The organism is Streptomyces sp. NPDC048504 (assembly GCF_043200035.1).
Taxonomy (GTDB): domain Bacteria; phylum Actinomycetota; class Actinomycetes; order Streptomycetales; family Streptomycetaceae; genus Streptomyces.
Genome location: NZ_JBICXA010000012.1, coordinates 297,392 through 320,878, shown reverse-complemented (window position 1 = coordinate 320,878; position 23,487 = coordinate 297,392). Strand labels below are relative to the sequence as shown.

Annotated in this window: 20 protein-coding genes; 9 read left to right on the top strand and 11 right to left on the bottom strand. The window is 70.5% G+C overall.

What is annotated here, in order from left to right; all coding sequences use genetic code 11:
• Positions 1–10 precede the first annotated feature (10 nt).
• Genes ACGFY9_RS29230 through ACGFY9_RS29205 form a run of 6 tightly spaced genes read left to right on the top strand, consistent with a single transcriptional unit; the run spans position 11 to position 5,228 of the window.
• On the top strand, positions 11–784 hold the full coding sequence (locus tag ACGFY9_RS29230) for an SDR family NAD(P)-dependent oxidoreductase (protein ID WP_393759020.1): 774 nt from the start codon (positions 11–13) through the stop codon (positions 782–784).
• A gap of 34 nt (positions 785–818) precedes the next feature.
• Positions 819–1,595, top strand: a complete 777-nt coding sequence (locus tag ACGFY9_RS29225; RefSeq protein ID WP_393759019.1) for a FadR/GntR family transcriptional regulator — start codon at positions 819–821, stop codon at positions 1,593–1,595.
• Positions 1,592–2,737, top strand: coding sequence for a galactonate dehydratase (gene dgoD, locus ACGFY9_RS29220; protein WP_393759018.1), 1,146 nt, complete (start codon positions 1,592–1,594; stop codon positions 2,735–2,737). The genes ACGFY9_RS29225 and dgoD overlap by 4 nt, the downstream gene beginning before the upstream one ends.
• Positions 2,734–3,558 (top strand): hypothetical protein, encoded by an 825-nt coding sequence (locus tag ACGFY9_RS29215; RefSeq protein ID WP_393759017.1) that lies wholly within the window; start codon positions 2,734–2,736, stop codon positions 3,556–3,558. The genes dgoD and ACGFY9_RS29215 overlap by 4 nt, the downstream gene beginning before the upstream one ends.
• Positions 3,559–3,588: 30 nt before the next feature.
• Positions 3,589–4,236, top strand: a complete 648-nt coding sequence (locus ACGFY9_RS29210; protein WP_393759016.1) for a bifunctional 4-hydroxy-2-oxoglutarate aldolase/2-dehydro-3-deoxy-phosphogluconate aldolase — start codon at positions 3,589–3,591, stop codon at positions 4,234–4,236.
• Positions 4,233–5,228, top strand: a complete 996-nt coding sequence (locus tag ACGFY9_RS29205; RefSeq protein WP_393759014.1) for a sugar kinase — start codon at positions 4,233–4,235, stop codon at positions 5,226–5,228. Before ACGFY9_RS29210 ends, ACGFY9_RS29205 begins: the two co-directional genes overlap by 4 nt.
• 22 nt (positions 5,229–5,250) lie before the next feature.
• On the opposite strand, the gene ACGFY9_RS29200 is transcribed toward ACGFY9_RS29205, so the two are convergent.
• From ACGFY9_RS29200 to ACGFY9_RS29150, 11 genes are all read right to left on the bottom strand, one after another.
• A complete protein-coding gene (locus ACGFY9_RS29200) occupies positions 5,251–5,610 on the bottom strand; it encodes a hypothetical protein (protein ID WP_393759012.1) in 360 nt (119 codons plus the stop codon).
• Positions 5,611–5,638: 28 nt separating this feature from the next.
• Positions 5,639–6,310 (bottom strand): SigE family RNA polymerase sigma factor, encoded by a 672-nt coding sequence (locus ACGFY9_RS29195; RefSeq protein WP_393759010.1) that lies wholly within the window; start codon positions 6,308–6,310, stop codon positions 5,639–5,641.
• A 146-nt stretch (positions 6,311–6,456) separates the two neighbouring features.
• On the bottom strand, positions 6,457–6,858 hold the full coding sequence (locus tag ACGFY9_RS29190) for a hypothetical protein (protein ID WP_393759008.1): 402 nt from the start codon (positions 6,856–6,858) through the stop codon (positions 6,457–6,459).
• 167 nt (positions 6,859–7,025) lie between these two features.
• Positions 7,026–8,753 carry an MOSC domain-containing protein gene (locus tag ACGFY9_RS29185; RefSeq protein WP_393759006.1) on the bottom strand — a complete coding sequence of 576 codons (1,728 nt, stop codon included), beginning with the start codon at positions 8,751–8,753 and terminating at the stop codon, positions 7,026–7,028.
• A gap of 114 nt (positions 8,754–8,867) precedes the next feature.
• A complete protein-coding gene (locus tag ACGFY9_RS29180; protein ID WP_393759004.1) occupies positions 8,868–11,849 on the bottom strand; it encodes a glycoside hydrolase family 2 TIM barrel-domain containing protein in 2,982 nt (993 codons plus the stop codon).
• Between the two features lie 57 nt (positions 11,850–11,906).
• Positions 11,907–14,636, bottom strand: a complete 2,730-nt coding sequence (locus ACGFY9_RS29175; RefSeq protein ID WP_393759002.1) for an alpha-mannosidase — start codon at positions 14,634–14,636, stop codon at positions 11,907–11,909.
• 29 nt (positions 14,637–14,665) lie between these two features.
• Positions 14,666–15,472: a carbohydrate ABC transporter permease gene (locus tag ACGFY9_RS29170; protein ID WP_393759065.1), complete on the bottom strand. Its 807-nt coding sequence runs from the start codon at positions 15,470–15,472 to the stop codon at positions 14,666–14,668.
• A 62-nt stretch (positions 15,473–15,534) separates the two neighbouring features.
• Entirely contained in the window at positions 15,535–16,482 is a 948-nt protein-coding gene (locus tag ACGFY9_RS29165) for a carbohydrate ABC transporter permease (protein WP_393759000.1), read from the bottom strand.
• A gap of 7 nt (positions 16,483–16,489) precedes the next feature.
• Complete coding sequence (locus ACGFY9_RS29160) at positions 16,490–17,824, bottom strand: ABC transporter substrate-binding protein (RefSeq protein WP_393758998.1); 1,335 nt, start codon at positions 17,822–17,824, stop codon at positions 16,490–16,492.
• A 256-nt stretch (positions 17,825–18,080) separates the two neighbouring features.
• The gene (locus ACGFY9_RS29155; RefSeq protein ID WP_393758996.1) at positions 18,081–19,088 is read right to left on the bottom strand and encodes a LacI family DNA-binding transcriptional regulator; all 1,008 of its coding nucleotides are present in this window, start codon (positions 19,086–19,088) and stop codon (positions 18,081–18,083) included.
• Positions 19,089–19,207: 119 nt separating this feature from the next.
• Positions 19,208–20,461 (bottom strand): ROK family protein, encoded by a 1,254-nt coding sequence (locus tag ACGFY9_RS29150; RefSeq protein ID WP_393758994.1) that lies wholly within the window; start codon positions 20,459–20,461, stop codon positions 19,208–19,210.
• Positions 20,462–20,621: 160 nt separating this feature from the next.
• Here ACGFY9_RS29150 and ACGFY9_RS29145 point away from each other — a divergent pair, with 160 nt between their 5' ends.
• The 3 genes from ACGFY9_RS29145 (at position 20,622) to ACGFY9_RS29135 (ending at position 23,337) form a co-directional block, all read left to right on the top strand.
• On the top strand, positions 20,622–21,176 hold the full coding sequence (locus ACGFY9_RS29145) for an MFS transporter (RefSeq protein WP_393758992.1): 555 nt from the start codon (positions 20,622–20,624) through the stop codon (positions 21,174–21,176).
• A gap of 58 nt (positions 21,177–21,234) precedes the next feature.
• A complete protein-coding gene (locus ACGFY9_RS29140; protein WP_393758991.1) occupies positions 21,235–22,671 on the top strand; it encodes a carboxylesterase/lipase family protein in 1,437 nt (478 codons plus the stop codon).
• Positions 22,672–22,740: 69 nt separating this feature from the next.
• Positions 22,741–23,337 (top strand): hypothetical protein, encoded by a 597-nt coding sequence (locus tag ACGFY9_RS29135; protein ID WP_393758989.1) that lies wholly within the window; start codon positions 22,741–22,743, stop codon positions 23,335–23,337.
• Positions 23,338–23,487 lie beyond the last annotated feature (150 nt).

Sequence of the window (23,487 nt, the reverse complement as noted above, 5' to 3'; positions counted from 1 at the left end):
TCGAACCCCGATGGACCAGTCCGCACGACGGCATGGCGCCCGTTTCACCGGACGCACGGCCGTGGTCACCGGCGCGGCCTCCGGCATCGGAGCCGCCACGGCCGTACGCCTCGCCGAGGAGGGAGCCGCCGTCGTGCTCGTCGACATCGCAGAGGAGCGGGGCGAGGCGGTGGCGGAGCGGATCGGCAAGGACGGCGGGCGGGCGCGGTTCGTGGCCGCCGATGTCGCGGTCGAGGACGACTGGGCGCGGATCGTCGGCGCAGCGCACGACTTCGGGCCCGTCGACGTCCTCGTCAGCAACGCCTTCACCGTCGACGTCACCCCGGCCCACGAGATGACCCTGCCGTCCTGGCAGCGGCAGCTCGACGTCAATCTGACCGGCAGCTTCCTCGGGTTCCGGGCGGTGCTGCCCGATCTGAAGGAGCGGCGGGGGGCGGTGGTGCTGACCTCGTCCGTGCACGCCCACAAGGGCATCCCCGGGCATCCCGCCTACGCCGCCGCCAAGGGCGCGCTGCTCTCCCTGTGCAGCCAACTCGCCGTCGAATACGGGCCGGTTGTGCGCGTCAACGCCGTTCTGCCGGGACCGATACTGACCGCCGCCTGGGACAGAGTGCCGCCCGAGGAACGGGAACGCAGCATCGCCGAGACGGCCGTACGCCGCTTCGGCACGCCCGAGGAAGTGGCCGCGGCCATCGCGTTCCTCGGCGCCGACGAAGCCTCCTACATCACCGGGACGAGTCTCGTGGTGGACGGCGGCTGGAGCGTCGTCAAGGCCTCCGCATGACCACGCTCCCCAATCAGCAGAAAGGCTGTACGACATGACGCCCTATGCCCGTCGAGGCGTCCACGGCCAGACCGTGGAACTCCTCGCCCGCCGCATCCTGGGCGGTGAGATCGCCGAAGGGGCCACGCTCGATCTCGTGGCGCTGCAGAGCGAGTTGGACGTGAGCCTGACCGCGCTGCGCGAGTCGCTCAAGGTGCTCGCGGCCAAGGGGATGGTCGACGCCCGGCAGCGGCGCGGCACCTTCGTGCGCCCTCGCGCCGAGTGGAACCTGCTCGACGCCGACGTACTGCGCTGGCAGTTCGAGGGCGCCTCCACCAGCGAGTCCGACCGGGCGTTGCTGCACAACCTCGCCGAAGTGCGCGCCATCATCGAACCCGCCGCCGTACGGCTGGCCGCCCAGCGCCGCACCGACGCGGACCTGGCCGCCCTGGACGGCGCCCTCGACGCGATGGGGGAGCAGGGCAGCGACGCCGCCCACGCCGTCGAGGCCGACCTCGCCTTCCACCGTGCCCTGCTCGCCGCCACCCACAACGAACTCCTCGAACGCATGGAGATGGTGATCGAGTCCGGCCTCGCGCACCGCGACCGCATCGTGCACAGCGCCCCGCACAGCGAGGACCCGGTCCCGGCCCACCGCGCCGTCCTGGACGCCGTACGCGACCAGGACCCGCAGTCCGCCGAGGCCGCGATGCGCGCCCTGCTCGACCAGGCCGGCCGCGACCTGGACCGCCTGGACGACTCCGAGGAAGAGGGTTCCCCCGTGGACTCCGCACAGGACTCCGAGGAAACGGAAGGCTCCCGGTCTCAGTGAAGATCACCCGTGTCGAGACCTTCCTCGTCCCGCCCCGCTGGCTGTTCTGCCGCGTCGAGACCGACGACGGCGTGGTCGGCTGGGGCGAACCGGTCGTCGAAGGACGCGCCGAGGTCGTGCGCGCCGCCGTCGACGTCCTGGCCGAACACCTCGTCGGCCAGGACCCGTTGCGCATCCAGGACCACTGGCAGGTCATGTCCAAGGGCGGCTTCTACCGGGGCGGCCCGATCCTCTCCAGCGCCGTCGCGGGCCTCGACCAGGCGTTGTGGGACATCGCCGGGAAGACCTACGGCGCCCCCGTGCACGCCCTGCTCGGCGGCCCGGTGCGTGACCGCGTCCGGGTCTACGCCTGGGTCGGCGGCGACGAACCCGCCCAGCTGAGCGAGCAGATAGCCGCCCAGGTCGAAGCCGGTTTCACCGCCGTGAAGATGAACGCCGCCGGAGCCACCTCGCCGATCCCCACCCCCGCCGAGACCGCCGCGATCGTCGCCCGCGTGGCCGCCGCCCGCGAGGCACTCGGCCCCGACCGCGATGTCGCCGTCGACTTCCACGGCCGCTTCACCGCCGCCGGTGCCCGCCGCGTCCTCGCCGAACTCGCCCCGCTGCACCCGCTGTTCGTCGAGGAACCCGTCCTGCCCGAGCACGGACATCAGCTGGCCGACTTGGTCGCGTCGAGCCCGATACCGCTCGCCACCGGCGAACGCCTTTACGGACGCGCCGAGTTCCTGCCCGCACTCGCCGCGGGCATCGCCGTCGCCCAGCCCGACCTGTCCCACGCCGGCGGCATCTCGGAGGTCCACCGCATCGCCTCCCTCGCGGAGGCCTACGGCGCCCAGCTCGCCCCGCACTGCCCGCTCGGCCCGATCGCACTGGCGGCCAGTCTGCAGGTCGCGTTCGCCACCCCCAACTTCCTCATCCAGGAGCAGAGTCGGGGCATCCACTACAACAAGGACGCCGACCTGCTGTCCTACCTCGTCGACCCGACGCCCTTCCGGTTCGTCGACGGTCACGCGGTGCGCGGTGACGCCCCCGGCCTCGGCATCACGATCGACGAGGCGGCCGTACGCGCCGCCGACCGCACCGGCCACGCCTGGCGCAACCCCGTGTGGCGGCACCCCGACGGCTCCTTCGCGGAGTGGTGACCGTGCCGCTGGACATCGTCACCGACCTTGCACACGGCGGGCGTTGGACCTCGTTGCGCACCACGGGAACGGGACGCGAATGGCTGTGGCGGCGTGCCGCGCCCGAGCGGGACAACGTCTCCCCCGGCGACAGCTTCGTGGACGCGGGCGGGCTGGAGGAGTGCGTAGCGACGGTCCGGGGCGCTCCCGACCACGGTGACGCCTGGTCAAGACCCTGGACGCGGGAAGCGGGGGCGGATGTCCTGCGCTGCGACCGCTTCGGCTTGGCGCGCACGGTGCGTGCCACCGCCGACGGGGCCGTGGCCGACTACGTCCTGACGGCCGACGCGGGATTCCGCTTCGTGTGGGCCGCCCATGCCGTGCTCGACCTCTCCGACCATGCCGGGCTGCACATCCGCAACGGAGCGCATACCCGGCTTTTCCCCGAAGCGGCGCCGCTGTTGGACCGTGCGTGGCCGGACGGTGCCTCTTGGGTGGAGGGCGACTGGCCCGCACCGTGTGGACTGCGCCTGGACCGGTTCGGGCCGGAGGACGGCACCGCCGTAGGAGCCGTCGTGGACGCTTCTCACTGCTGCGTCCACGACCAGGCCGACCGGCTCTCACTCGCCCTCGAAGCCGATGGACAGCCCCTGTCCATCGCGCTCTGGCGCAACCTGGGCGGCTTTCCCGCCCAACACCCGTACCGCAGCACGGGCGTTGAACCGATGCTCGGCCGCGTCTTCGACCTCGCCGAGGCGGGTCCCGGTGACGCCGCCCGGGTACCCGCCTCGGGCGAAGTGCGGTGGCGGCTGACGCTGACCACGAACTGCCGTTGTGCCTGAACCGACCTGTACAGGAAGGGAATTCGTCACATGGATCTGCGAGCGGCCCTGGCCGCACACCGCCTCGTCGCGATCATTCGCGGCACCGATCCCGAGGCCGCGGTACGCACCGTACTGACCCTCGCCGAGGAGGGCGTCGAACTGATCGAGGTCTCCCTCACCGGTACGGACGCCCTGTCCGTCATCGAGCGGGCGCGCAAGGAACTCGGCCCCGACCGACCCCTCGGTGCCGGCACGGTCCTGACCGCCGATGACGCCCGCGCCGCCCGTCGGGCCGGCGCGAACTTCGCCGTCACCCCCGCACTGGGGGACGGCATCCGCGAGGCACACCGGCTCGAACTGCCGGTAATCGCGGGTGTGTTGACCCCCACCGAGATCCTCGCCGCACGCCCCCTCGGTGTCGCCGCGCTGAAGATCTTCCCGGCCGCGGAGGCCGGAGGTCCCGCCTATCTCAAGGCGTTGCGCGGCCCGTTCCCGCACGAGGTGTTCGTACCGGTGGGCGGCGTCGACGAGTTGGCCGCGCGGGAGTATCTGAACGCCGGAGCGACCGCCGTCGGCGTCGGCTCGCCCCTGGTCGGCGACGCGGCCGACGGCGGCAGCCTGACCGCGCTGCGCGCCCGTACTCGCTCCCTGCTGACCGTCGTAGAGGAAGCCTCGTCCGTGCGGGAGGTGTCATGACGAACGGATGGCGGTTGGCCCAAGGCGGGGTCGTCTGTATCGGGGAGACCATGGCGGCCCTTGCCCCCGACCCGTCCTCGTCGCTGGAGTGTGCCGACGATCTGCGGGTGTCGGTGGCCGGGGCCGAGTCGAATGTGGCCATGTATCTGGCCGACCTGGGCATTCCCGTCTCGTGGCTCTCGGCGGTCGGGGACGACGCGTTGGGGCGGCGGGTGCGTGCCGAAGTGGGTGCGGCAGGGGTCGATGTGAGCGGTGTGCGGTGTGATCCGGAGCGGCCCACAGGACTGCTCGTGAAGGAGCCGACCGGTGCGCGGACCCGGGTCCACTACTACCGCGGCAACTCGGCGGCCTCGGCGATGGGACCCGAAGTACTCGACGACGACAGACTGAGATCGGCCGCCGTCCTCCATCTCACGGGCGTGACACCGGCGTTGTCCCCGTCCTGCCGGAGCCTGGTGGCCACCGCGCTCACCGTCCCGGCCGCCGAACGGCCGTATGCCATCAGCTTCGACGTCAACCACCGCCCCGCGCTGTGGCCGCCCCGTACGGCCGCCACCGTGCTGCGCGACCTGGCCGACCGGGCCGACATCACCTTCGTCGGCCTCGACGAGGCACGGGAGTTGTGGGACCCGGACCTCCAACCGGCCGACGTACGGGCACTGTTGCCGCACCCGCGCCTCCTCGTCGTCAAGGACGGCGGCCATTCGGCCATCGCCTTCAGCGACGAAGGTGTGCGGACCGTGCCCGCGCTGGACACGGACGTGGTGGAACCCGTCGGCGCGGGCGACGCGTTCGCCGCCGGAGTTCTGACCGGGCTGCTGCGCGGGGACGGGATCGAGCGTGCGCTGCGGTTGGGACACATCACGGCGGCATCCGCCCTCAAGGTGACCGCCGATCACGGGCCGCTGCCGGAGAGCGCCCGGATCGAGCGGCTCCTTGAGCTTCCGTCGAGCGAGTGGGCGGCCGGGGCCGGGAGCGGTCTCCGCGGGTGACCAGGTGCGTCATCGCGGTCGGTCAAGGTTGGGGTGACGCGTCGACGTCGCCCGACTCAGGAGGACCCGGCAGGGCATCCGTGGCGTTGGGGGTGGGGGACACCGACGGGCCGTTCGCGGGCCTGACCGGTGGCTCCCGGACCTCGTGGATCGCCACGAACAGGACGCCGATGACCGCGGCGGCCACGACGAGCAACGCGACGGCGGTGCGCCGGACGGGGTGGAGGGCCGGGAGCCGGAACAGCCGGGGCCGACCGGTCGGCGGGGCCGAGGGACGCAGCGCGTGCAGGTCGACGGAGTCGGCCCGGGCGCGCAGGGCGTTGCGCAGCCGTTCTTCGAGGGGGTCCGGAGGAAGCCCGGAACCGAGGTCCTGCTCGATCATCGGGACGCCTCCGGGGTCACGCGTGTCGTCATCGGGACGCCTCCAACTCTCGGCGCAGGGCGGCCAGTGCGCGGCTCGCGGTGGACTTGACCGCACCGCGGGACAGGCTCAGGGTGTCGGCGATCTGGGCCTCGCTGAGATGGGACCAGTACCGCAGGACCAGCACTTCACGCTGCCGCCGGGTCAGCCGGTGCAGGGCGGCGATCACTTCCCCGTGCTCCTCGCGCAGCAGCACGGGTTCCTCGGCGGAGGGCGCGTGGCCTTCGCGTTCGGGGACGTGGGCCCGGACCGTACGGCGGCGGCGCAGCACCGAGCGTGAGGTGTTGACCACGCTGGTGCGCAGGTACGCGTCGGGGTTGTCGAGGCCGGTCAGGCGCTCGCCGTGGCGGCGGTAGAGCGCGGCGAACACGTCCTGCACCACGTCCTCCGCCGTGGGGAGGTCGTCCACCAGGAGCAGGGCCAGCCGGACGAGGGGCAGACGTCGGTGGGCGTACAACTCGTCGATACCGGGTTCACCGAGGTCGGCGCGGACGGCCGGTGCGTCCGGCGCCACCGGGAGGTCCTCGCGCGGCTGAGACACCCCGCGCACCAGATGCCGTAGCGCGCGTCGCAGCGCGTCCGACCAGGTACGGGCCGGGAAACGTGGGGGGCTGTACCTGCCCGTCGGTACACCGTGGGCCGGGGTCGTCGCCGCGTTCATGGATCTCCAGGACAGCAAGGTCTTCGTACATGCGCCCGGTGTCGCCGGGCGGGCGGTGGGGCCGCCGGGCAGGTACGCGGCGGCTCCACCTCGGCCACGGTCCGCCGAATGGCGCCTGGCCGATCAGCGGCAGTCAGCCGCGCGCGTCACCGCTTGGCGGGAGCAGGCTTGGCGTCCTGGGCGGAGTGGTCCGGGGCGCCGTCATTCCCGCCGGGCACGGCGTCGACCGGAGTGCCCTTGCTCGGGTCCGGGGCGGTGCAGTCGTCGCCGGGCACCGCGTCGACCGGGTCGTCGCCGAGGAGGGTGTACGACACCTGCTTTCCCTTGAAGGGGCCGGCGACCCCGCTCGGCACCGCCTCGACCGGCTCCGGGCACTGGTCGGCGGGCGTGCCCTTGGCGGGCACCGGCTTCGGGGCGGGCGCGGAGTTGTCGGCGTGGGCGGTGAACGAGCCGCCGAGGGCGAGCGCGGCGGCGGCGCCGGTGACGCCCAGGGCGATCCGCACCCGGCCCGCGCGGAGGCTGCGGCGGACGGTGTGACCTGCAGACATGTGATTCCTCGAATCGTCGATGCTGACGGGACTGGCGGGCCGCCGCCACGGTTGGCTTCCCGTGGCGAAGGCCCTGGCTCGGAGGCGCCTCCACCCGGACAGACGTTCCGAGGGCATCGAGGTTGCAGGTCGGAAGAATCTTTTCCACGGGGCGTGCGTGATGGGTCTTACATGTCCAGGACGATGTCAGTGCCCGGGCGGGCGCAGCAGATCAGGATCTCGCCGTCGGCCGGTGGCTCCAGCGGATCGGGGGAGTAGGTGATCGTGCCGGACAGCAGGGGCGTGACGCAGGTGTGGCAGACGCCGGTGCGGCAGCTCCAGCGGGTGGGTACGTCGCAGGCGTCGGCGAGGTCGAGCACACTGCGGTCGTTGTCGTCGTCGAACGGGACGGCGATGCCGCTGCGGGCGAACGTCACCGACGGGCCGGTTCCGGGCGGGCCCTGGGGCTGGTGAGGTGCGCGGGCAGGGTGGTCGGTGAGGCCGGGGTTGATGGCGCCCAGGGTTCCGAACAGCTCGGTGTGGATGCGGGCGGGGTCGATGCCGGTCTCGGTGAGGGCCTGCCGTATGTCGGTCATGAAAGGGGCGGGGCCGCAGATGTAGGCGGTCGCGTCGGCAGGGACCGACAACGCGATCAGCCTGTCCTTCGTGACGCGCCCCGGTGCCGCGTGGGCGCGCTGCAGTTCCTCGGGTGTGGCCGCGCTGTAGAAGACGTGCTCGTGCGCGTCCGGCAGGGAGTCGAGCAGGTCGTGTACCTCGGTCGCGAGGGGGTGTTCCCGGGGGCCGCGGGCACCGTGGATCCACCAGACCTCACGCTTGCTGCCCTGCGCGGCCAGCTCGTGCAGCATGGACAGCACCGGCGTGAGCCCGATGCCGGCGGAGACGAGGAGCACCGGCCCGCTGTCCTCGGCGTACACGAACTCCCCACGGGGCGCGGCGACTTCGAGTTCGGCACCGGGCCGTAGCCGTGTGGTCAGATAGCCGCTCGCCGTGCCGCGGGGCTCGTGTTTGACGCTGATCCGGTAGCTGCCGGTATCGGGGGCGGCGGAGAGTGAGTAGCTGCGTACCGGGGCGGGGCCGGTCGGAGCGGGGACGCGCAAGGTGAGGTACTGGCCCGCGCGGGCGGCCGGGAGCGGGGAGTCGTCCGGGGCGGTCAGGCGGATCGAGGTGACCGTCGTGCTCTCGGGGACCACCTCCGTCACCCGCAGTGGACGGAAACCGTCCCAGGCCGGGCGGGCGGTGGCCGTCGTACCGTCTTCTGCGGCGAGCAGTTCACGGAACGACCCCTGCCAGCCGGGGCTCAGCGCGGGCACGTCCAGGGCGAGGCGCAGCTTGGCGGGGTCGCGGCCGGGGAGATAGAGCAGCGCGTCGGTGTCTGCGACGCTCAGCTCACCGGGACCGGTCCTGGTCCGTACGATCCCGTCGCCGGCCTGCACCCGTCCCTCCCGCACGACCCGCATGTAGAACCCGGGACGGTGATGGCTCACCAGCAGCGCGGCCAGCTCGGGTTCGCCGAAGCGCATGCCGACGCGGTAGCAGGTGACGCGCGGCTGGGTGACCTCGAACTCGGCCTCGCCGATGCGGTACCGGTCACCGATGCAGACCTCGTCGTCGGGCAGACCGTCCACGGTGAGGTTCTCGCCGAACTGGCCGTAGCCGAGGTCGTCGCGGCCGAAGTGCTGCTGCCAGTGCCGGTACGACTGGATCTGGTAGACGAGGACCGCCCGCTGCTCACCGCCGTGGCCCGCGGTGTCGCCCTGGCCGTCGCCGTCGATGTTGAGCCGGCGGACCATGGCCGGGCCGACCACCGGGTACTTCCACACGCCCGTACAGACGGTCTTGCCCTGCCAGGGAACGTCCTTCGGCATGCCGACATTCACCGACAGCAGGGTGGGCACGGGGAACTCCTTCCCGCGGGGGATTTTCCCCAGGGACGACTGGTACGGCAGCCATCCCTCCCATAGTGAGGGTGCGGCCCCCGCTGCGCGAGACCGCGCCCTCTCCGTATCGGTCTAGTTCGGTGCCGTGATCCGGAGCCTGATCGTCCGGGCTTCCGGGCGCAGCGCGAACTCCGGCCACACATCCGGACCGCAGGCCCGTGAGCCGAGCCCGTGCTGGGCCGCGTCGACGAACAGCCGGCTCGTCGTCGACTCCGGCAGCTCGAAGGGGTGGCCGGCCTTGGCGATCTCCTGCGGGGTGTGCCGGATGAGCGTGAAGCCGGGACGGCGACCGTGCGTGTCCGGGAGGGCCTCGACGCGCAGCACTTCGGCGTCGCCGCTGGTCAGGGCCAGTCGGCGCAGTTCGGAGCGGTGACCGGTCTCCTGGGGGCGCGCGTAGTCGACCGAGAGGTCGCGGATGCTCGCGGAGAAACGGCCGGTGCGGGCCGCGCGCACGCTGTCGGGGTAGGACTCCAGCGGGCCGAGGCCGAACCACTCGGCGCCGTCGACCGGAGCCGTACCGTCGGGCAGGTCGAAACGCACCCCGATCCGCGGCCACACCGTCCGCCAGCCGTGCGAGGGCTGGATCTCCACCCGCAGCTCGACTTCGCCGTCGCTCTCGCGCGACCACACGGACTCCACCAGCACCGACAGGGCCGAGTCGGCGGCCGACACCTTGTCGACCGTGCGCAGCGCGCCCGCGCTCTGCTCCACGGACACCCGGCGTGTGGTCAAGCGGTCGAGCCCGTCACGAAGCCACAGCTCGGCGTTGGACACCCCGGAGACGCTCGCGTCGCTCTCGTCGACCTCGCCCCACGCGCCCTTGTCGTTGTCGGTCGGCGCGCGGAACAGCTCCAACCGCGGTCCTGCTACGGCGCGTTCGCCCAGCTTCACGAGAGACCCGCCGACGAACTCGGCGACGCCCAGCGTGAGCGTCCCGTCGCCGGGCCGCCAGTCGAACCGGCCACGGCCGCCGGGTACAGGACGGCGAACCGATCGGTCCAGCTGGGCAGTTGCGACGACATGACCCTCGGGCGCCCAAGGGGTTGCCGTCGCCAGCACCGCGTCGATCGTCAGCCACGTCTCGGCATCCGGCGACACCGGAATCGACGGCAGCGACACCCGGCCCGAGTCGCCCGCCGCGACGAACGGGACCTCCAACTCCCCTGATTCCACGGTCAGTCCGTCGTGCTCGACCCGCCAGCGGAAGCGCAGGTCGGACGTGTCGGTCGTGTGCCGGAGGTTGGTTACCGCGACCTTGTCGCCGTCGAAGGCGAACTGCACCGGCGCCACGACGGCCTTGAACTCGTGGAGGCTCGGGGTCGGCACGTCATTGCTCAACACCATGCCGTCCATTACGAAGTTGCCGTCATGGACGACCTCTCCGAAGTCGCCGCCGTACGCGTAGTACGGCGTCCCGTCCGGAGCCGTGGCCAGGATGCCGTGATCGCGCCACTCCCAGACGAACCCGCCGTGCAGGCGCGGGTGTTGGCGCACCAGCGCCTCGTACTGGTCGAACGCGCCCGGCCCGTTGCCCATCGCGTGCGCGTACTCGCACAGCAGGAACGGCCTGGTGCGCTGCCGAGTGCCCTGCGCGGGCGTGCAGTTGAGGAGCGGGGCGCGTGAGCCGTCGGTGCCGATCTGCTCGGTCTCCAGCACGGACGCGTACATGCGCGAGTAGACGTCGGTGTACTCGCCGGTGTAGTCGCCCTCGTAGTGCACGGGGCGTTCGGTGTCGCGGGCGTGGACCCACGCCGACATGGCGGCGAGGTTGCTGCCGGTGCCCGCCTCGTTGCCGAGCGACCAGATCACGATGCTGGGGTGGTTCTTGTCCCGCTCGACCGTGCGCTCGATACGGTCGAGGTACGCCTCGCGCCAGGCCGGGTCGTCACTGGGATTGCCGACCCAGTCGACCTTGCCGAAGCCGTGCGTCTCCAGATCGCATTCCAGGATCACCCAGAACCCGAGCTCGTCGGCGAGGTCGAGCAGCCGGGGGTGCGGCGGGTAGTGGCTGGTGCGGATCGCGTTCACGTTGAACCGCTTCATCAGCGCCAGGTCCGCACGTGCGTGCTCCTCGTCGAAGACACGGCCGCGCTCGGGGTGGGTCTCGTGCCGGTTCACGCCGTGGAACACGACTCGGCGCCCGTTCACCAGGAACTGGTCCCCGCGGATCTCGACCGTACGGAAACCCACCCGCAGGGAGACGGTCTCCGCGGCCGTCGAGACGGTGGCGTCGTACAGGCGCGGCAACTCGGCCGACCAGGGCTCCACCTCGGCGATGTCGACGGAGGCCACGTCGTCCGGTGTCGCCCAGACCTGCTCGACACCGAGTTCGGGAATGCGCAGGGTGACCGGGAACGCCGTGGCGTCGGCGACGACCTCGGCCTCGACCCGCCCGCGCCCGTCGTCGAAGCCGGTCCGCAGCCAGACGTCCTCGATGCCGCCGGCCGGACGGGCGGTCAGGGTGACATCGCGGAAGATGCCCGGCAGCCACCACTGGTCCTGGTCCTCGGCATAACTGGCCGCCGACCACTGGTGCACCCGCACCGCGACGACGTTCTCACCAGGGCGTACGGCGTCCGTCACATCGAATTCGTGGGCGAGCCGGCTGCCGCTCGCGCCGCCGATCCCGACGCCGTTGACCCACACACGGAACAGCGACTCGACGCCGTCGAAGCGCAGCACGACCCGCTCCGCGTCCGACCAGTCGGCGGGGACGTCGAAGGTGCGGCGGTAGTCGCCGGTGGGGTTCTCGTCCGGGACGTACGGCGGATCGATCGGGAACGGGAACTGGACGTTCGTGTAGATCGGGCGGCCGTACGCTCCGTCGCCCTCAAGCACCCAGTGCGCGGGCACGGGGATGCTGTCCCAGGCGTTGTCGTCGAAGCCGTCGGCCGCGAAGTCCTCCGCCGCCGACGCCGTGGGGGACAGGCGGAAGCGCCAAGCCCCGTTCAGGGAGAGGGACGGCGCGTCGGAGTGCAGCCACGAGCGCGCCGGGCGCAGGGCGCCATGTCCGGGTGCGAGGTCGTAAACACGGGAGGAGGGCTCGGGAAGCAAGAGGTCACAACGCTTTCGTGGGTGCGGAACGGGTGCAATGCATTCGATCATGGCCGCCTATCGGAGCACGACGGTGCGGATCTCCCAGGGACCGAGGGCGAGTTCCAGCTCGTCCCGGACCTGGGTGGGGGAGATCGTCCGGCCCAGCAGATCGACGGTGACGGCCTCGGTGAACGCCCCCGTCACGCGGACCGTCGACGCGGTGTCGCGCATCGCGGTCAGCCGCACCTCGGTGCCGGACCCGTGCTCGTCGCCGATGACACGGCGGACGGCCGAGACGAGGACGTCCTCACCGTCGACTCTCAACCCCGCCGTGTCGGGCGGCAGTTGACGCACGGCGGGCGCGGTCCCGCGGGTGACCAGTACGTCGTTGCGGAACTCCTCGGCAAGAGCGACCGCGTTCGCCCCGCGCCAGCCTGTCGCTGAGGGGACGACCGCGAACCGGTTCTCGATCCGCATCCCGAGGTCCTGCGCACCGGGTACGGGGATCTCACTCGCCGCCGGTTCATCGCGCAGGGGGTGGATGTTGACACTGATCGAGCCGATCGCGCGCAGCAGCGTGATCGCGAGTTCGGAGCCGTCGCCGACGAGTTCGTACTCGCTGGAGTGGTCGAGCAGGACGGTGGCGGCGCCGGCCGACACGAACGAACCGGCCGGGAAGGTCGGCAGCGGATACTCGCCCCAGCCGCCCTCGGCGGTCAACCCGCGCTCGGTGACGGCGAATTGGCCGGCCGACGCGGAGGAGGCCACCCGCTCGGGCAGCGGTACGTGGAAGCGCAGCCGGTGGTCGGCGGACTGGTTGAGGAAGGACGTGGAGACCCGTACGAAGGGCTCGCCCGCGCGCACCTCCACGAGCGTCTCCACCGGCGTCGGCACGGTCTGTTCGCTGCGGAGATCCCGGTCGGCGGAGAGCGCGGCCGGCCATGCGTAGACGCGGGTGACCCGCAGCCGTGCGCGCAGCGGGCCGGTTTCGACGACTTCTACGGCGATCTCCGTCGGCTCGGAGACGAGGACGTCGTGCGCCGGGGGAGCGTAGTTGTAACTGTCGCCCCGGTCACCGCCGTCGACGAGGCGGCCGACTCCGTACAGCACGGTGCCGTCGGGCCCGGTCAGATCCAGGGTGCCGTCGGCGGCGACCGCGACCTCGACCAGGCCGTTGGAGAGGGCGCGGTCCGTCGCCGTGGCGGGTGCGTGCGACGGTAGGGCGGCGGAGGCGCGGTCGCTCGGCTCGACGCGGAAGGACGCCAGCCCGGAGGCGGGAACGTTCACAGGGACGAGCGCGGTGGCCCGCGCTTCCTCCAGCGTCAACACCCGCCACTCACCCGGATGTTGGGCCGCTGCCTCGGCGACCTCGCGGCGCAGGATCAGCAGGTCGAAGGGGCCGGCGGTCGGCACCTCGGCGAGGTGGAACACGAGGGCGCCGGGGGTGAGTTCGTAGTGGTCGATCTGGCGGCCGAAGAGTTCGCGGCGGTGGATACGGCGCAGGACGCGTTCGAGCTGCGAGGCGTCCATGCGCTCGTCACTGAGGACGGTCGGGGCCTCGGAGATCAGTTGCACGGGCGCCGTCGAGCCGTCGGCGGCGGTCGCGAGCAGGTCGGTGCCCTCGGGCGGGGCCACGACGTCCACCTCGACCAGCACCGAGCGGTCGAACGGCAGCGGGTTGGCGACCAAGCAGCCGTCGCTCGGGACCAGTTCGGCGGGCTCGGTGAGTGCCGCGTCCCGTACGGCACGCGCTGTCTGCGCGGCTTCGGCGAGCCGTGCGGCGACCTGGTCGCAGGTCTCGTCGGTGCCGGAGCCGACGACCGAGTCGTGCGCCGTCGACTCGATGATCTTGTGCCAAGCGAGATCGAGGAACGGCGAGTCGTCGCGCCGCGACCACAGGGCGTTCATGCGCTCGGCGTGGTCGATCGTGCGCTCCGCGATGGCCATCCGCTGCTTGAGCCCGAGCCGCACGGAGAGCACGCCGGGGAGGATGTTGCCGCGCACATGGCTGCGCAGCTCACCGGTGACGACGGCGGACACCTCGTCACGGACATGCTTGCGGAGGTACTCGTCGAGGGTGGCGATGGTGATCGCACGGCCCTCCTCGGCGGCTTGCCGTAGCCAGGAGGCGAGTTGGGGGTCGGGCGCGTTGTGGTCGGTGCCGGCCATCGCCAACACCGGGTCGCCGCCCCAGCGTTCGGCCGTCATCTCGGCGTAGTCACCGAGGGCGCGGCCGATCCGGTCGGGTACCAGCAGGACGTCGAGGCCGTTGTCGTAGCCGTCGAAGAGGAACTCGGTACGGACCTGGGAGCCGTCCGGCGCACGCCAGTTGAAGGCGTGGCCGTCGACCGTGCCGGGCACTCCGCGCCACAGTGCCGCGTGTTCGATGCCGGCGCGCGCGAGGATCTGCGGCATCTGCGCGACGTGGCCGAACATGTCCGGCAGATAGCCGATCGGCATCGCGCCACCCAGCTCGGCCGCCGCTGCCCAGCCCATCTGGAGATTGCGCACGATGGTCTCGCCGGAGCAGAGGAACTCGTCGAGCAGGATCAGCCATGGCCCGACCGCGAGCCGGCCCTCGCCGACCAGGGCCGCGACCCGGTCACGGTTCTCCGGCCGCATCTCCAAGTAGTCCTCGACCGCGGCCATTTGACCGTCGACGGTGAACCGGAAGTCCGGGTCCGTCTCCGCCGTCTCCAGCACGGTGTCGAGAGCGGCGACGAGCCGGTGCCGGAACACCTGGAAGGGCTCGTACCACTCGCGGTCCCAGTGGAAATGAGGCACGAACACAGCGGGGTTGGGCATCGCGAGAGGCACCTTCTGTGCGGGGACGGTCACTTGAGGGAACCGGCGGCGAGTCCGGTGCGCCAGAACCGCTGGAGCAGGATGAACACGATGATCACGGGCACGATCGACACCAACGAGCCGGTGATCACGGACTCCTGGAGCAGCGGGGCGCGGGCGGTCTGGCCGTTCCACTCGTACAGGCCGAGCGTGATCGGGAAGAGGGACTCCTTCTGCAGCATCACCATCGGCAGGAAGAAGTTGTTCCAGATCGCGACGAACTGGAACAGGAAGATCGTCACCAGCGAGGGCGTCATCAGCTTGAACGCCACCGAGAAGAACGTGCGGAACTCACCGGCGCCGTCCAGCCGCGCCGACTCCAACAGCTCCTGCGGGACAGCGGCGTTGGCGAAGATCCGCGCGAGATAGACGCCGAACGGGCTGACGATGCTGGGCAGGAACACCGCGAAGTACGTGTTGACGATGCCCGTCGCCGAGAACAGCAGGAAGAGCGGGAGCGTCAGCGCGGTGGTCGGGACGAGGACACCGCCGAGGATGACCGAGAACAGGAACTCCCGCCCCCGGAAACGGAACTTGGCGAGCGCGTAGCCGCACAGCGCGGAGATCAGCGTTCCCACGAGGGCGCCGAACACCGCGTAGATCACGGTGTTGACGATCCACTTGCCGAAGATGCCGTCGCTGCGGCTGAACAGGACCCGCAGGTTCTCGAACAGGTTGAAGTGCGAGAACGCCAGGCCGTTGGTGGCGGCGAGGTCGCCCTGCGGCTTGGTGGCGGCGACGATCAGGAAGTAGATCGGCAGCAGGAAGTAGATCGCCAGGAGCAGCATCAGGGCCATCGCGGCCGTACGGCTGACCTGGCTCTCACGGTTCACCGAACGGGTGTTGGTGGATCGGTTGTTCACAGGCCGGCCCTCTTCGACGTCAGTCGCATGAACCCGAAGCTCAGGACGAAGGTGATGACGGCGATGACCACGGAGATCGCCGCGGCCTGCTGGTAGTTGTTCCCGGAGGCCACCGCGTAGGCGAGCATGTTCGGCGTGAACGTGCTGGAGATGTTCGAGGAGATCTGCCGCAGCACGGCCGGCTCGGCATAGAGCTGGAGGGTGCCGATGATCGAGAACACCGTGGTGAGGACGATCGACGGGGCGATGATCGGGACCTTGATCTGCCAGGCGATGGTCCAGTTGTTGGCGCCGTCGAGCTTGGCGGCCTCGTACAGCTCCTGCGGGATCGACTGCAGCGCCGAGAACATGATCAGCATGTTGTAGCCGGTCCACAGCCACGTCGAGATGTTCGCCGCCGACCACAGCACGGCACCCGGGCCCAGGAAGTCGGGCTTGAGCCCGATGTTGTTCAACAGGTCCACGACGGGGCTGAGTTGGGGCGAGTAGAGGTACGACCACATGATCGCGGCGATCACACCGGGCACGGCGTACGGCATGAACGCGGTGATGCGGAAGACCGGCTTGAGCCTCAGCAGGGGAGTGTCGAGGAGCAGCGCGATGACCAGGGCGACGAACAGCATCACCGGCACCTGAACGATGCCGAACAGGCCGATGCGCCCGACGCTGGACCAGAACTCGCTGTTCTGGAAGACCTTCTCGTACTGGTCGAAGCCGCCGAACGTCGTGTACGAGGTGCCGTACTGGCCGCCGGTGCGGCGGACGACGCGGACGCTCTGCCACAGCGCGTAGCCGACCGGCACCAGGTAGAACAGCACGAAGGGCAGGAAGAACGGGATCACGAAGGCGAAGATGGTGCCCGCCCGGGGGCCGCCGCCGTTGAGACGGCGTCGGCCCCCGGGTGACCGCACCACGCGAGTCGCGCGGGTTGCGATGTCGGTCATTTCGCGGTCACTTGCCCGCCGCGGCCGGGATCGCCTGGTCCTTCATGGACTTCAGCGCGGCCGCCTGAGCAGCCGCCAGCGCGTCGCTGAGCGTGCCGTCACCGGCCGCGGCCTTGGCCATCGCGTCCTGCAACGCGAGGTTCACCGTCTTCTGGGTGGGACCCCAGGCGAAGCTCGTGTTGATCTTCTTGGACGAGTCGGCGAAGACGTCGAAGATCTTCTCGTTGTTGTAGTACGGAACTCCCTTGGACAGCGCGGGCAGTTGGAGCCCCGCGTTGGCCGCCGGGTAGAGGCCGCCCAGCTGGTTCTCCAGCGCGAGGGCCTCCGGGTCGGTGTTCAGCCAGGTGTTGAACTTGACCGACTCGTAGAGGTGCTTGCCGCCCTTCATGAACGCGACGGTCGAACCGCCCCAGTCACCGGAGGCGCCGTTCGAACCCCACGTCGGCATCGGGACGATCGTCCACTTCCCGGCCTGCTTGGGGAGGTTGTCGCGGAACATGCTGTAGCCCCAGGCCGCGCCGACGTAACTGGCGATCTGGTCCTTCTGGTACGCCGCGTACATCTGCGTCGAACCGTTGGCGAGGTCGGTGCGCACGAGCTTGCCGGAGATCAGCTTCTGCCAGTAGTCGGCGACCTGCTTGCTCTGGTCCGAGGCGACGGTGACCTGCCACTTGTTGTCCGAGTAGCTGTACATCTGCGAGTCGTTCTGCCACAGCAGCCCGTTGAACCACTCGGCGTTGTTCGGGTCGAAGAACGTGATGTCGAGGTTGGGGTCCGCCTTGTGCAGCTTGGCGGCGGCGGCCGCGTACTCGTCCCAGGTCGTGGGGATCGCGATCTTGTACTTCTTGAAGATGTCACTGCGGACGTAGAGCGCCATCGGGCCGGTGTCCTGCGGCAGGGCGAAGACGCCGGTGTTGCCGAAGCTGGTCTGCGACCAGGTCCACGGCACGAACTTCGACTTGGCCGTGGTGGCCGCCGAGCAGGAAGAGGCGTCCACGAACGCGCTCTGGGTGCGCAGGTTGGGCAACTCGTCGTAGCCGACCTGGGCGAGGTCCGGCGCCTTGCCCGCCTTGAGGGCGTTGCTGAGGATGCCGTACTGGTCGTTGGAGATGTTCTTCGTCGAGACCTGGATGTCCGGGTTCTTCTTGTTCCACAGGGCGACGACCTTGTCCATGCCCGGAACGGTGTTCCAGTACTGGAGGGTGACCTTGCCCTTCGCCGGTGCGCAGGAGGCTGCGGATGTCTTCGTCGACGGCGAGGACGACGAGCATCCGGCGAGTACGGCGACACTGGCGGCCACGGCTACGGCGCCGAGGCGGATGCGCGTGATTGTGCTGCTCATGGTTTCCGTTCCAGACAACGACTAGCGACGGTGCTAGGCGGCTCGATGCTGATCCCGAGGGCGGGATGCCTTCTGGGTGGAAGGGACGTGGGCACACCATTTCTCCGGGGTCTAAAAGCGTCACGTGAGCGCTCCCGTGAGCGCTCACGGGACTGCCTGCAGATAGACCTCGATATGCATTTTGGAATGTTCGGAAGTCTGCGCTCCGCCGCGGGCGAGTGTCAAGACATTCGGACCGGATGCGCACGAGTGGCGGTCAGGCGGAGCCGCTCAGCCGCAGTTCACCCCGCACGACCAGGTCGTCGGCGGCCAGCGCTTCCTCTCCCGAGAGCAGCCGCGCGACCTGCTCGATGGCGAGCGCGCCGAGCCGGCGGGTGTCGAGGGCGACGCTGGTGAGCGGGGGCTCGACGAGCGCCCCGAGCTGCAGACCGTCGAAGCCGATGACCGCCAGCTCCTGCGGGATGCTCCTGCCGAGTCGGCGTGCCTCGCGCAGGGCGCCGATCGCGATGATGTCGTTGAACGTGAACACGGCGGTGACCTCGGGATGGTCGGCGAGCAGTTCCCTGAGCGCCGATCCGCCGCCGTCGGCCGTCTGGTCCGCGGGGACCATCAGGCCGGCGTCGATCCCGTGGGCCGCCGCGGCCGTCGTGAACCACTCGTGCCGGATGCTCGGTTCGGCCCGGGTGTGGTGGTCCAGCATGCCGATCCGGGTGTGCCCCCGCGCGACCAGGTGGGCGACCGCGGCATGGACCCCCGCCGCGCCGTCGATCTGGATCGCGCTGAACCGCGTGCGCTGTTCCCTGCCGATGAGCACCACCGGCATGCCACGCGTGAACTTCTCCAGTTCGCTCTCGGGACAGCTGAAGTAGCCGATGACCGCGTCCACTTGGGAACTGATCACCTGGAGCGTGCCGAGCTCCTCCTCCGCCCGGTCCCCGGTGTCGTACACGACGACCTGCCAGCCACGGGTCCTCGCGGCCTCCAGTGCGGCGGCGGCGACCTCGGTGAAGAACGGGTTGAGCAGATCGGGGATCACCAGCCCGATGGTCATCGTGTCCTGCCGGACCAGACCCCGGGCGAACCGGCTCGGGCGGTAACCGAGCGCGCGGGCGGCGTCGAGCACCCGCTGTTTGGTGACGCTGTCGATCTCGTCCTTGTCGTTCAGCGCCCGTGACACCGTCTGCCGGGACACCCCGGCGGACTTGGCGACGTCATTGATCGTGATTTTCCGGGGTTCCGTCCCCGTTGCCGACGGCACCACCATCGCCCACCTCCCGCTTCTCGCGAACGCCGGTGCGCGCGCAGAGCCCGAGTATGCATGGACGAGGGCGAACGCACGAAGCCACGAGGGGAAGGCGGAGGACGATTTGTGTGGGCGTCGTGCTACTGGGACGGCACGGGAATCGGGGTCCGGGCGAGCGCCGGAACGCTGGTGGGATCGTCGAGCAGGGCGTCCCGGCAGGTCTGGAACGCACCCCGCAGTGTCGCCTCGCCGCCGAGCACGCCGAAGGTGATCACCGGCTGCATGCCGGGCGCCAGGGCACGGCGTCCGGCGAGTCGTGCCTCCAGGCCGGGCATGAGCCAGGAGGCCCAGGTGGCGAGGTATCCGCCGAGGATGATCTCGCCCGCGTCGGTGACACCGGACACGCCGAGGACGGCAGCTCCGAGCGCGTGCCCGACCGTGCCGAGCGCGGCGACCGCGTCCGGATCACCCACGCGCAGCCGTCGGTCCAGCTCGGCCAGCGCCGCCTCGCCGCCGTCCGACTCGGCTACGGCGTCCAAGCCGGCCGCGTGGATGAGGGGTTCGGGGCCGATGTACATCGCCAGGCAACCCCGTGTCCCGCAACGGCAGTCGGGACCGTCGAGGGCGATCGGCAGATGCCCGATCTCACCCGCCAAGCCGTGACTCCCGCTGTGCACACGGCCGTTGACGAGAAGACCGCCACCCACGCCGGTGTCGGCCTTGATGTAGGCGACGGTGTCGGGGTGCTCGACGCCGTCGGCCGCGAGGGCGTGGTACTCGGCCAGCGCCGCCGTGTTCGCGTCGTTCACCACGTCAACTGGGCAGTCCAACGAGGGGAGTTCGGCGACGACCAGGGCGCGCAGGTCGGTGCTGTGCCAGCCGAAGTCGATGGCGGCGGCTACCAGTTGGGAGGTACCGACGACCGGTCCGGCCATGGCCACGGCGAGTTGGAGGAGATGCGCGTGCGGCGTCGCCTCCCGTACCGCCGCCTCGGCCGACCGCACCACACAGCCGATGGCCGCGGCCAGGGCGCGCGGATCGCCGTACGGCGCGTGGTGGGGCGCAGACTCGCGGTGCAGGACCCGGCCTTGGAAGTCCGCCGCCATCACGTGCACGGACTCCAGAGTCACCTGCGCGGCGAGGATGACCACGCGCTCGGGGACCAGCCGCAGCAGACGCCGGGGGCGGCCTCGCCCCGCGGCCGGCACGGACCCCGCTTCACACACCAGGCCGCGGTCGATCAGCTCCGCGACCAGCGCGGTGACGGTGGCGTGCACCAGCCCGGTGCCGACGGCGACCTCGGTACGGGCGCACGGGCCGTGGGCGTCGAGGTACCGCAGCACGAGGGCCAGATTGCGGCGTCGTACGTCGGCGGAGTCGGCGGGGGCGTTCATGCCAACGATTGTGCCCCTGCCTGACGGGATCCGGACATGATGGCGAAGTTATTTTTTTCGGCTCTTGAAATAAATAAATCGGCGTGGCCATACTCCCGGCACCGGCTTCTGGGTATCGCCGCGCCAACACCCCGATTTCGCCTGGGCGTTCGTGGCCCGCATGACGTTCATCCTCGGCTACTGGGGAGTCGCCACCTATCAGCGCTACGCCCTTCAGGACTACGTCGGCCTGGACGCCGACGCCGTGGACAGCGCCCAGCAGCTGATGTCCGTGCTCGCCCTCGTCGGCACCCTCGCCGGTGCGATCCCGGCGGCGAAGATCTCCGACCGCACCGGCCGCCGCAAGATCTTCGTCATCGGCGCCTCCGTCCTGCTCGCCCTGTCCATGGCCATCCCGCTGGTCAGCCCCACCCTGCCCGCCATGTATGCGTACGCGCTGGTCAGCGGCATGGGATTCGGTACGTACATGTCCCTGGACATGGCCCTGATGACCGAGGTCCTGCCCAAGGGCGCGGCGGCCGGGAAGGACCTGGGCATCCTCAACATCGCCACCAACGTCCCGCAGGCCCTGGGACCGATCATCGCCTCCGTACTCATCACCTCGTTCGCCGCGGGCTCCGACAAACTCCCGGGCTACCGTGTCCTGTTCGCCTTCGCCATGGCTGTCGTACTGGTCAGCGCGCTGGCCGTCCGCCCGATCAAGGGCGTCAAATAGCGGGCCGAGTATCGATCCCCTGCCCCGACCCCCCCGGCCTCCACAAGGAAGTTGCTCCGTGCCCCAGTCCGTACTCGCTGTCACGTCCCTGGGCCCCGTCCGCGGGACGTGGCAGCACACCACCGCCCGCTTCCTCGGCATCCCCTACGCGGAGGCCCCCGTCGGCGACCTCCGCTTCGCCGCCCCCGTCCCGGCCAAGCCGTGGACCGAGCCGCTCGACGCCACCCGGTACGGGCCCACGGCGCAGCGTCGCCCCTTCATCCTCGACGGCCCCACGACCATCCCCGAGCCGTCGATACCGGGCGACGGGGTGCTGAACCTCAACGTCTTCACCCCGGACCCGACCCCGGGCGCCGATCTGCCGGTCCTCGTCTGGATCCACGGCGGTGGCTACGTCGCCGGATCCGCCGCCAGCCCTTGGTACGACGGCTCCGCCTTCGCCCGCGACGGCATCGTCCTCGTCTCCATCGGCTACCGGCTCGGCATCGAGGGCTTCCTCCACCTCGACGACGCCCCCGACAACCGCGCCGTGCTCGACTGGATCGCCGCGCTGGCCTGGGTGCGCGACAACATCGACGCGTTCGGCGGAGACCCCGGAAAGGTCACCATCGCCGGCCAGTCGGCGGGCGGCGGGGCCGCACAGACCCTGATGGCGACGCCCTCCGCGCACGGCCTCTTCCGTGCCGCGATCTCCCAGTCCGGCGCCGTCAAGTCCCCCCAGCACCGCCGCGACGCCCTGGCCGACTCGGCCCGCCTGACCGAACGCACCGGCGTCCCCGCCCTCGCCTCCGCCCTCCGCGACCTCACCGGCGACGAACTGCTCGCCCTCCAGGACGCTCTGGCCACACCCGAGGCAGGCTTGACACTGGCGCCTTTCGCGGACGGCGAGTTGATCCCGGTCCCGGTCCCCGACGCCTTCGCGAACGGCAGCGCCGCCCCTGTCCCACTCCTGCTCGGCTTCACCCGGCGCGAGTTCTACCCACCGCCCGGAACCACCCCAACACCCGTACCGACCGAGGCCGTTGACGCCGTGCTCACCGGTCACGGCGTGGGTCCCGAAGCCGTGACGATGCACACAGCACTCCAGGACAGGACGGACCCGTCACTGCGCATCGGCCAGGCCCTGACCGACGCCATCTTCCGCGGCCCGTCCCTCGCCCTCGCCGAGTCCCACGCCCACCACGAACTCCCCACCTGGCTCTACCACTTCACCTGGGGCAGCGCCGCCCACTGCATCGAGATCCCCTTCGCCTTCGACCTCCTGAACGCCGAACGCGTCACGGCCGCGACGGGCCCGCATCCGCCTCAGTCCCTCGCGGACGCGATGCACAGCGCCTGGGTCGCCTTCATCCGCGACCTGGACCCGGGCCCCAACTGGCCCCGCTACACCAACAAGCGCCGCACGACGATGACTTGGGACACCGTTCCGGAGGCCCTCGACGACCCGTTGAGCGCCGAGCGGCGTATCTGGACCATGTCACCGGACGCGCCATGAACCGGCTGGACGTCCGCCACCGCGACGGCGTGCCTATGCTGCGCTGAGGCAGGGCGACGGGAGGCGTGTATGCACAAGCCCGGCATTCAGGTGCTGGTCAGGGCGACGGCGGCAGTGGTCGTGATGATCGCTGCGGCGGCATGCGGCGGTCATCAGGACCCGGCGGCGCCAGCCCCGTCCGCGACCGCCTCCCCGGATTCCTCCGTGTACACCGCCGAGTTGGAGAAGAGCGACCTCCCCTGGAACGGCAGCCCCAGCCCGTACAACGCCCAGGTGAAACTCGATGACGGTCGCCGCGTGGCCCTGCACTACGTGCGCGGCAAGGGCCTCGTCGAGCAGCACTACAGCCCTCGGGCGAAGGCGTGGACCGAACCCAAAGTCATCTACCGCACCAAGACCGACGCGTGCCAGGGCATCCAACTGCGCACCAAGAACGGAACCGTCGCCGCGATCGCCGACTTCGGTTCCTACTGCTACGACGGCGAACCGCCGACAGAGTCCATCGCCGCCGTCGGCACCAGCAGCCTGGCCGAGTGGAGCGTCAACGTCACGAAGAACTTCGACGGTTGGGAACGGGCCGCTGTCTCCGATGACGGGCAGCAGGTCGTCTTCGGGAGGGACACCACGCTCCGTTGGAGCCGGGCCGACGGGTTCGAACGGCAGTAAGTGGGCCCAGCGGGGGTTGGTGCGCGTCATGAACCCCATAAGCACGACGACACGACACCTGTCCCCGACTACGCCCCCAGAGAAAGGGCTTGCCGCCGTCGCCGCGAGGCTGGCACGATCGCTGCCTTCCTCACCCCGAGTAATGGGGGG

What these genes read in the sequence shown, in the direction of transcription:
- ACGFY9_RS29230 (WP_393759020.1), top strand. Translation starts at nt 11, where the DNA reads ATGGACCAGTCCGCACGACGGCATGGCGCCCGTTTCACCGGACGCACG.
- ACGFY9_RS29225 (WP_393759019.1), top strand. Translation starts at nt 819, where the DNA reads ATGACGCCCTATGCCCGTCGAGGCGTCCACGGCCAGACCGTGGAACTC.
- ACGFY9_RS29210 (WP_393759016.1), top strand. Translation starts at nt 3,589, where the DNA reads ATGGATCTGCGAGCGGCCCTGGCCGCACACCGCCTCGTCGCGATCATT.
- ACGFY9_RS29205 (WP_393759014.1), top strand. Translation starts at nt 4,233, where the DNA reads ATGACGAACGGATGGCGGTTGGCCCAAGGCGGGGTCGTCTGTATCGGG.
- ACGFY9_RS29200 (WP_393759012.1), bottom strand. Translation starts at nt 5,610, where the DNA reads ATGATCGAGCAGGACCTCGGTTCCGGGCTTCCTCCGGACCCCCTCGAA.
- ACGFY9_RS29195 (WP_393759010.1), bottom strand. Translation starts at nt 6,310, where the DNA reads ATGAACGCGGCGACGACCCCGGCCCACGGTGTACCGACGGGCAGGTAC.
- ACGFY9_RS29190 (WP_393759008.1), bottom strand. Translation starts at nt 6,858, where the DNA reads ATGTCTGCAGGTCACACCGTCCGCCGCAGCCTCCGCGCGGGCCGGGTG.
- ACGFY9_RS29175 (WP_393759002.1), bottom strand. Translation starts at nt 14,636, where the DNA reads ATGCCCAACCCCGCTGTGTTCGTGCCTCATTTCCACTGGGACCGCGAG.
- ACGFY9_RS29170 (WP_393759065.1), bottom strand. Translation starts at nt 15,472, where the DNA reads ATGGCCCTGATGCTGCTCCTGGCGATCTACTTCCTGCTGCCGATCTAC.
- ACGFY9_RS29165 (WP_393759000.1), bottom strand. Translation starts at nt 16,482, where the DNA reads ATGACCGACATCGCAACCCGCGCGACTCGCGTGGTGCGGTCACCCGGG.
- ACGFY9_RS29160 (WP_393758998.1), bottom strand. Translation starts at nt 17,824, where the DNA reads ATGAGCAGCACAATCACGCGCATCCGCCTCGGCGCCGTAGCCGTGGCC.
- ACGFY9_RS29155 (WP_393758996.1), bottom strand. Translation starts at nt 19,088, where the DNA reads ATGGTGGTGCCGTCGGCAACGGGGACGGAACCCCGGAAAATCACGATC.
- ACGFY9_RS29150 (WP_393758994.1), bottom strand. Translation starts at nt 20,461, where the DNA reads ATGAACGCCCCCGCCGACTCCGCCGACGTACGACGCCGCAATCTGGCC.
- ACGFY9_RS29145 (WP_393758992.1), top strand. Translation starts at nt 20,622, where the DNA reads ATGACGTTCATCCTCGGCTACTGGGGAGTCGCCACCTATCAGCGCTAC.
- ACGFY9_RS29135 (WP_393758989.1), top strand. Translation starts at nt 22,741, where the DNA reads ATGCACAAGCCCGGCATTCAGGTGCTGGTCAGGGCGACGGCGGCAGTG.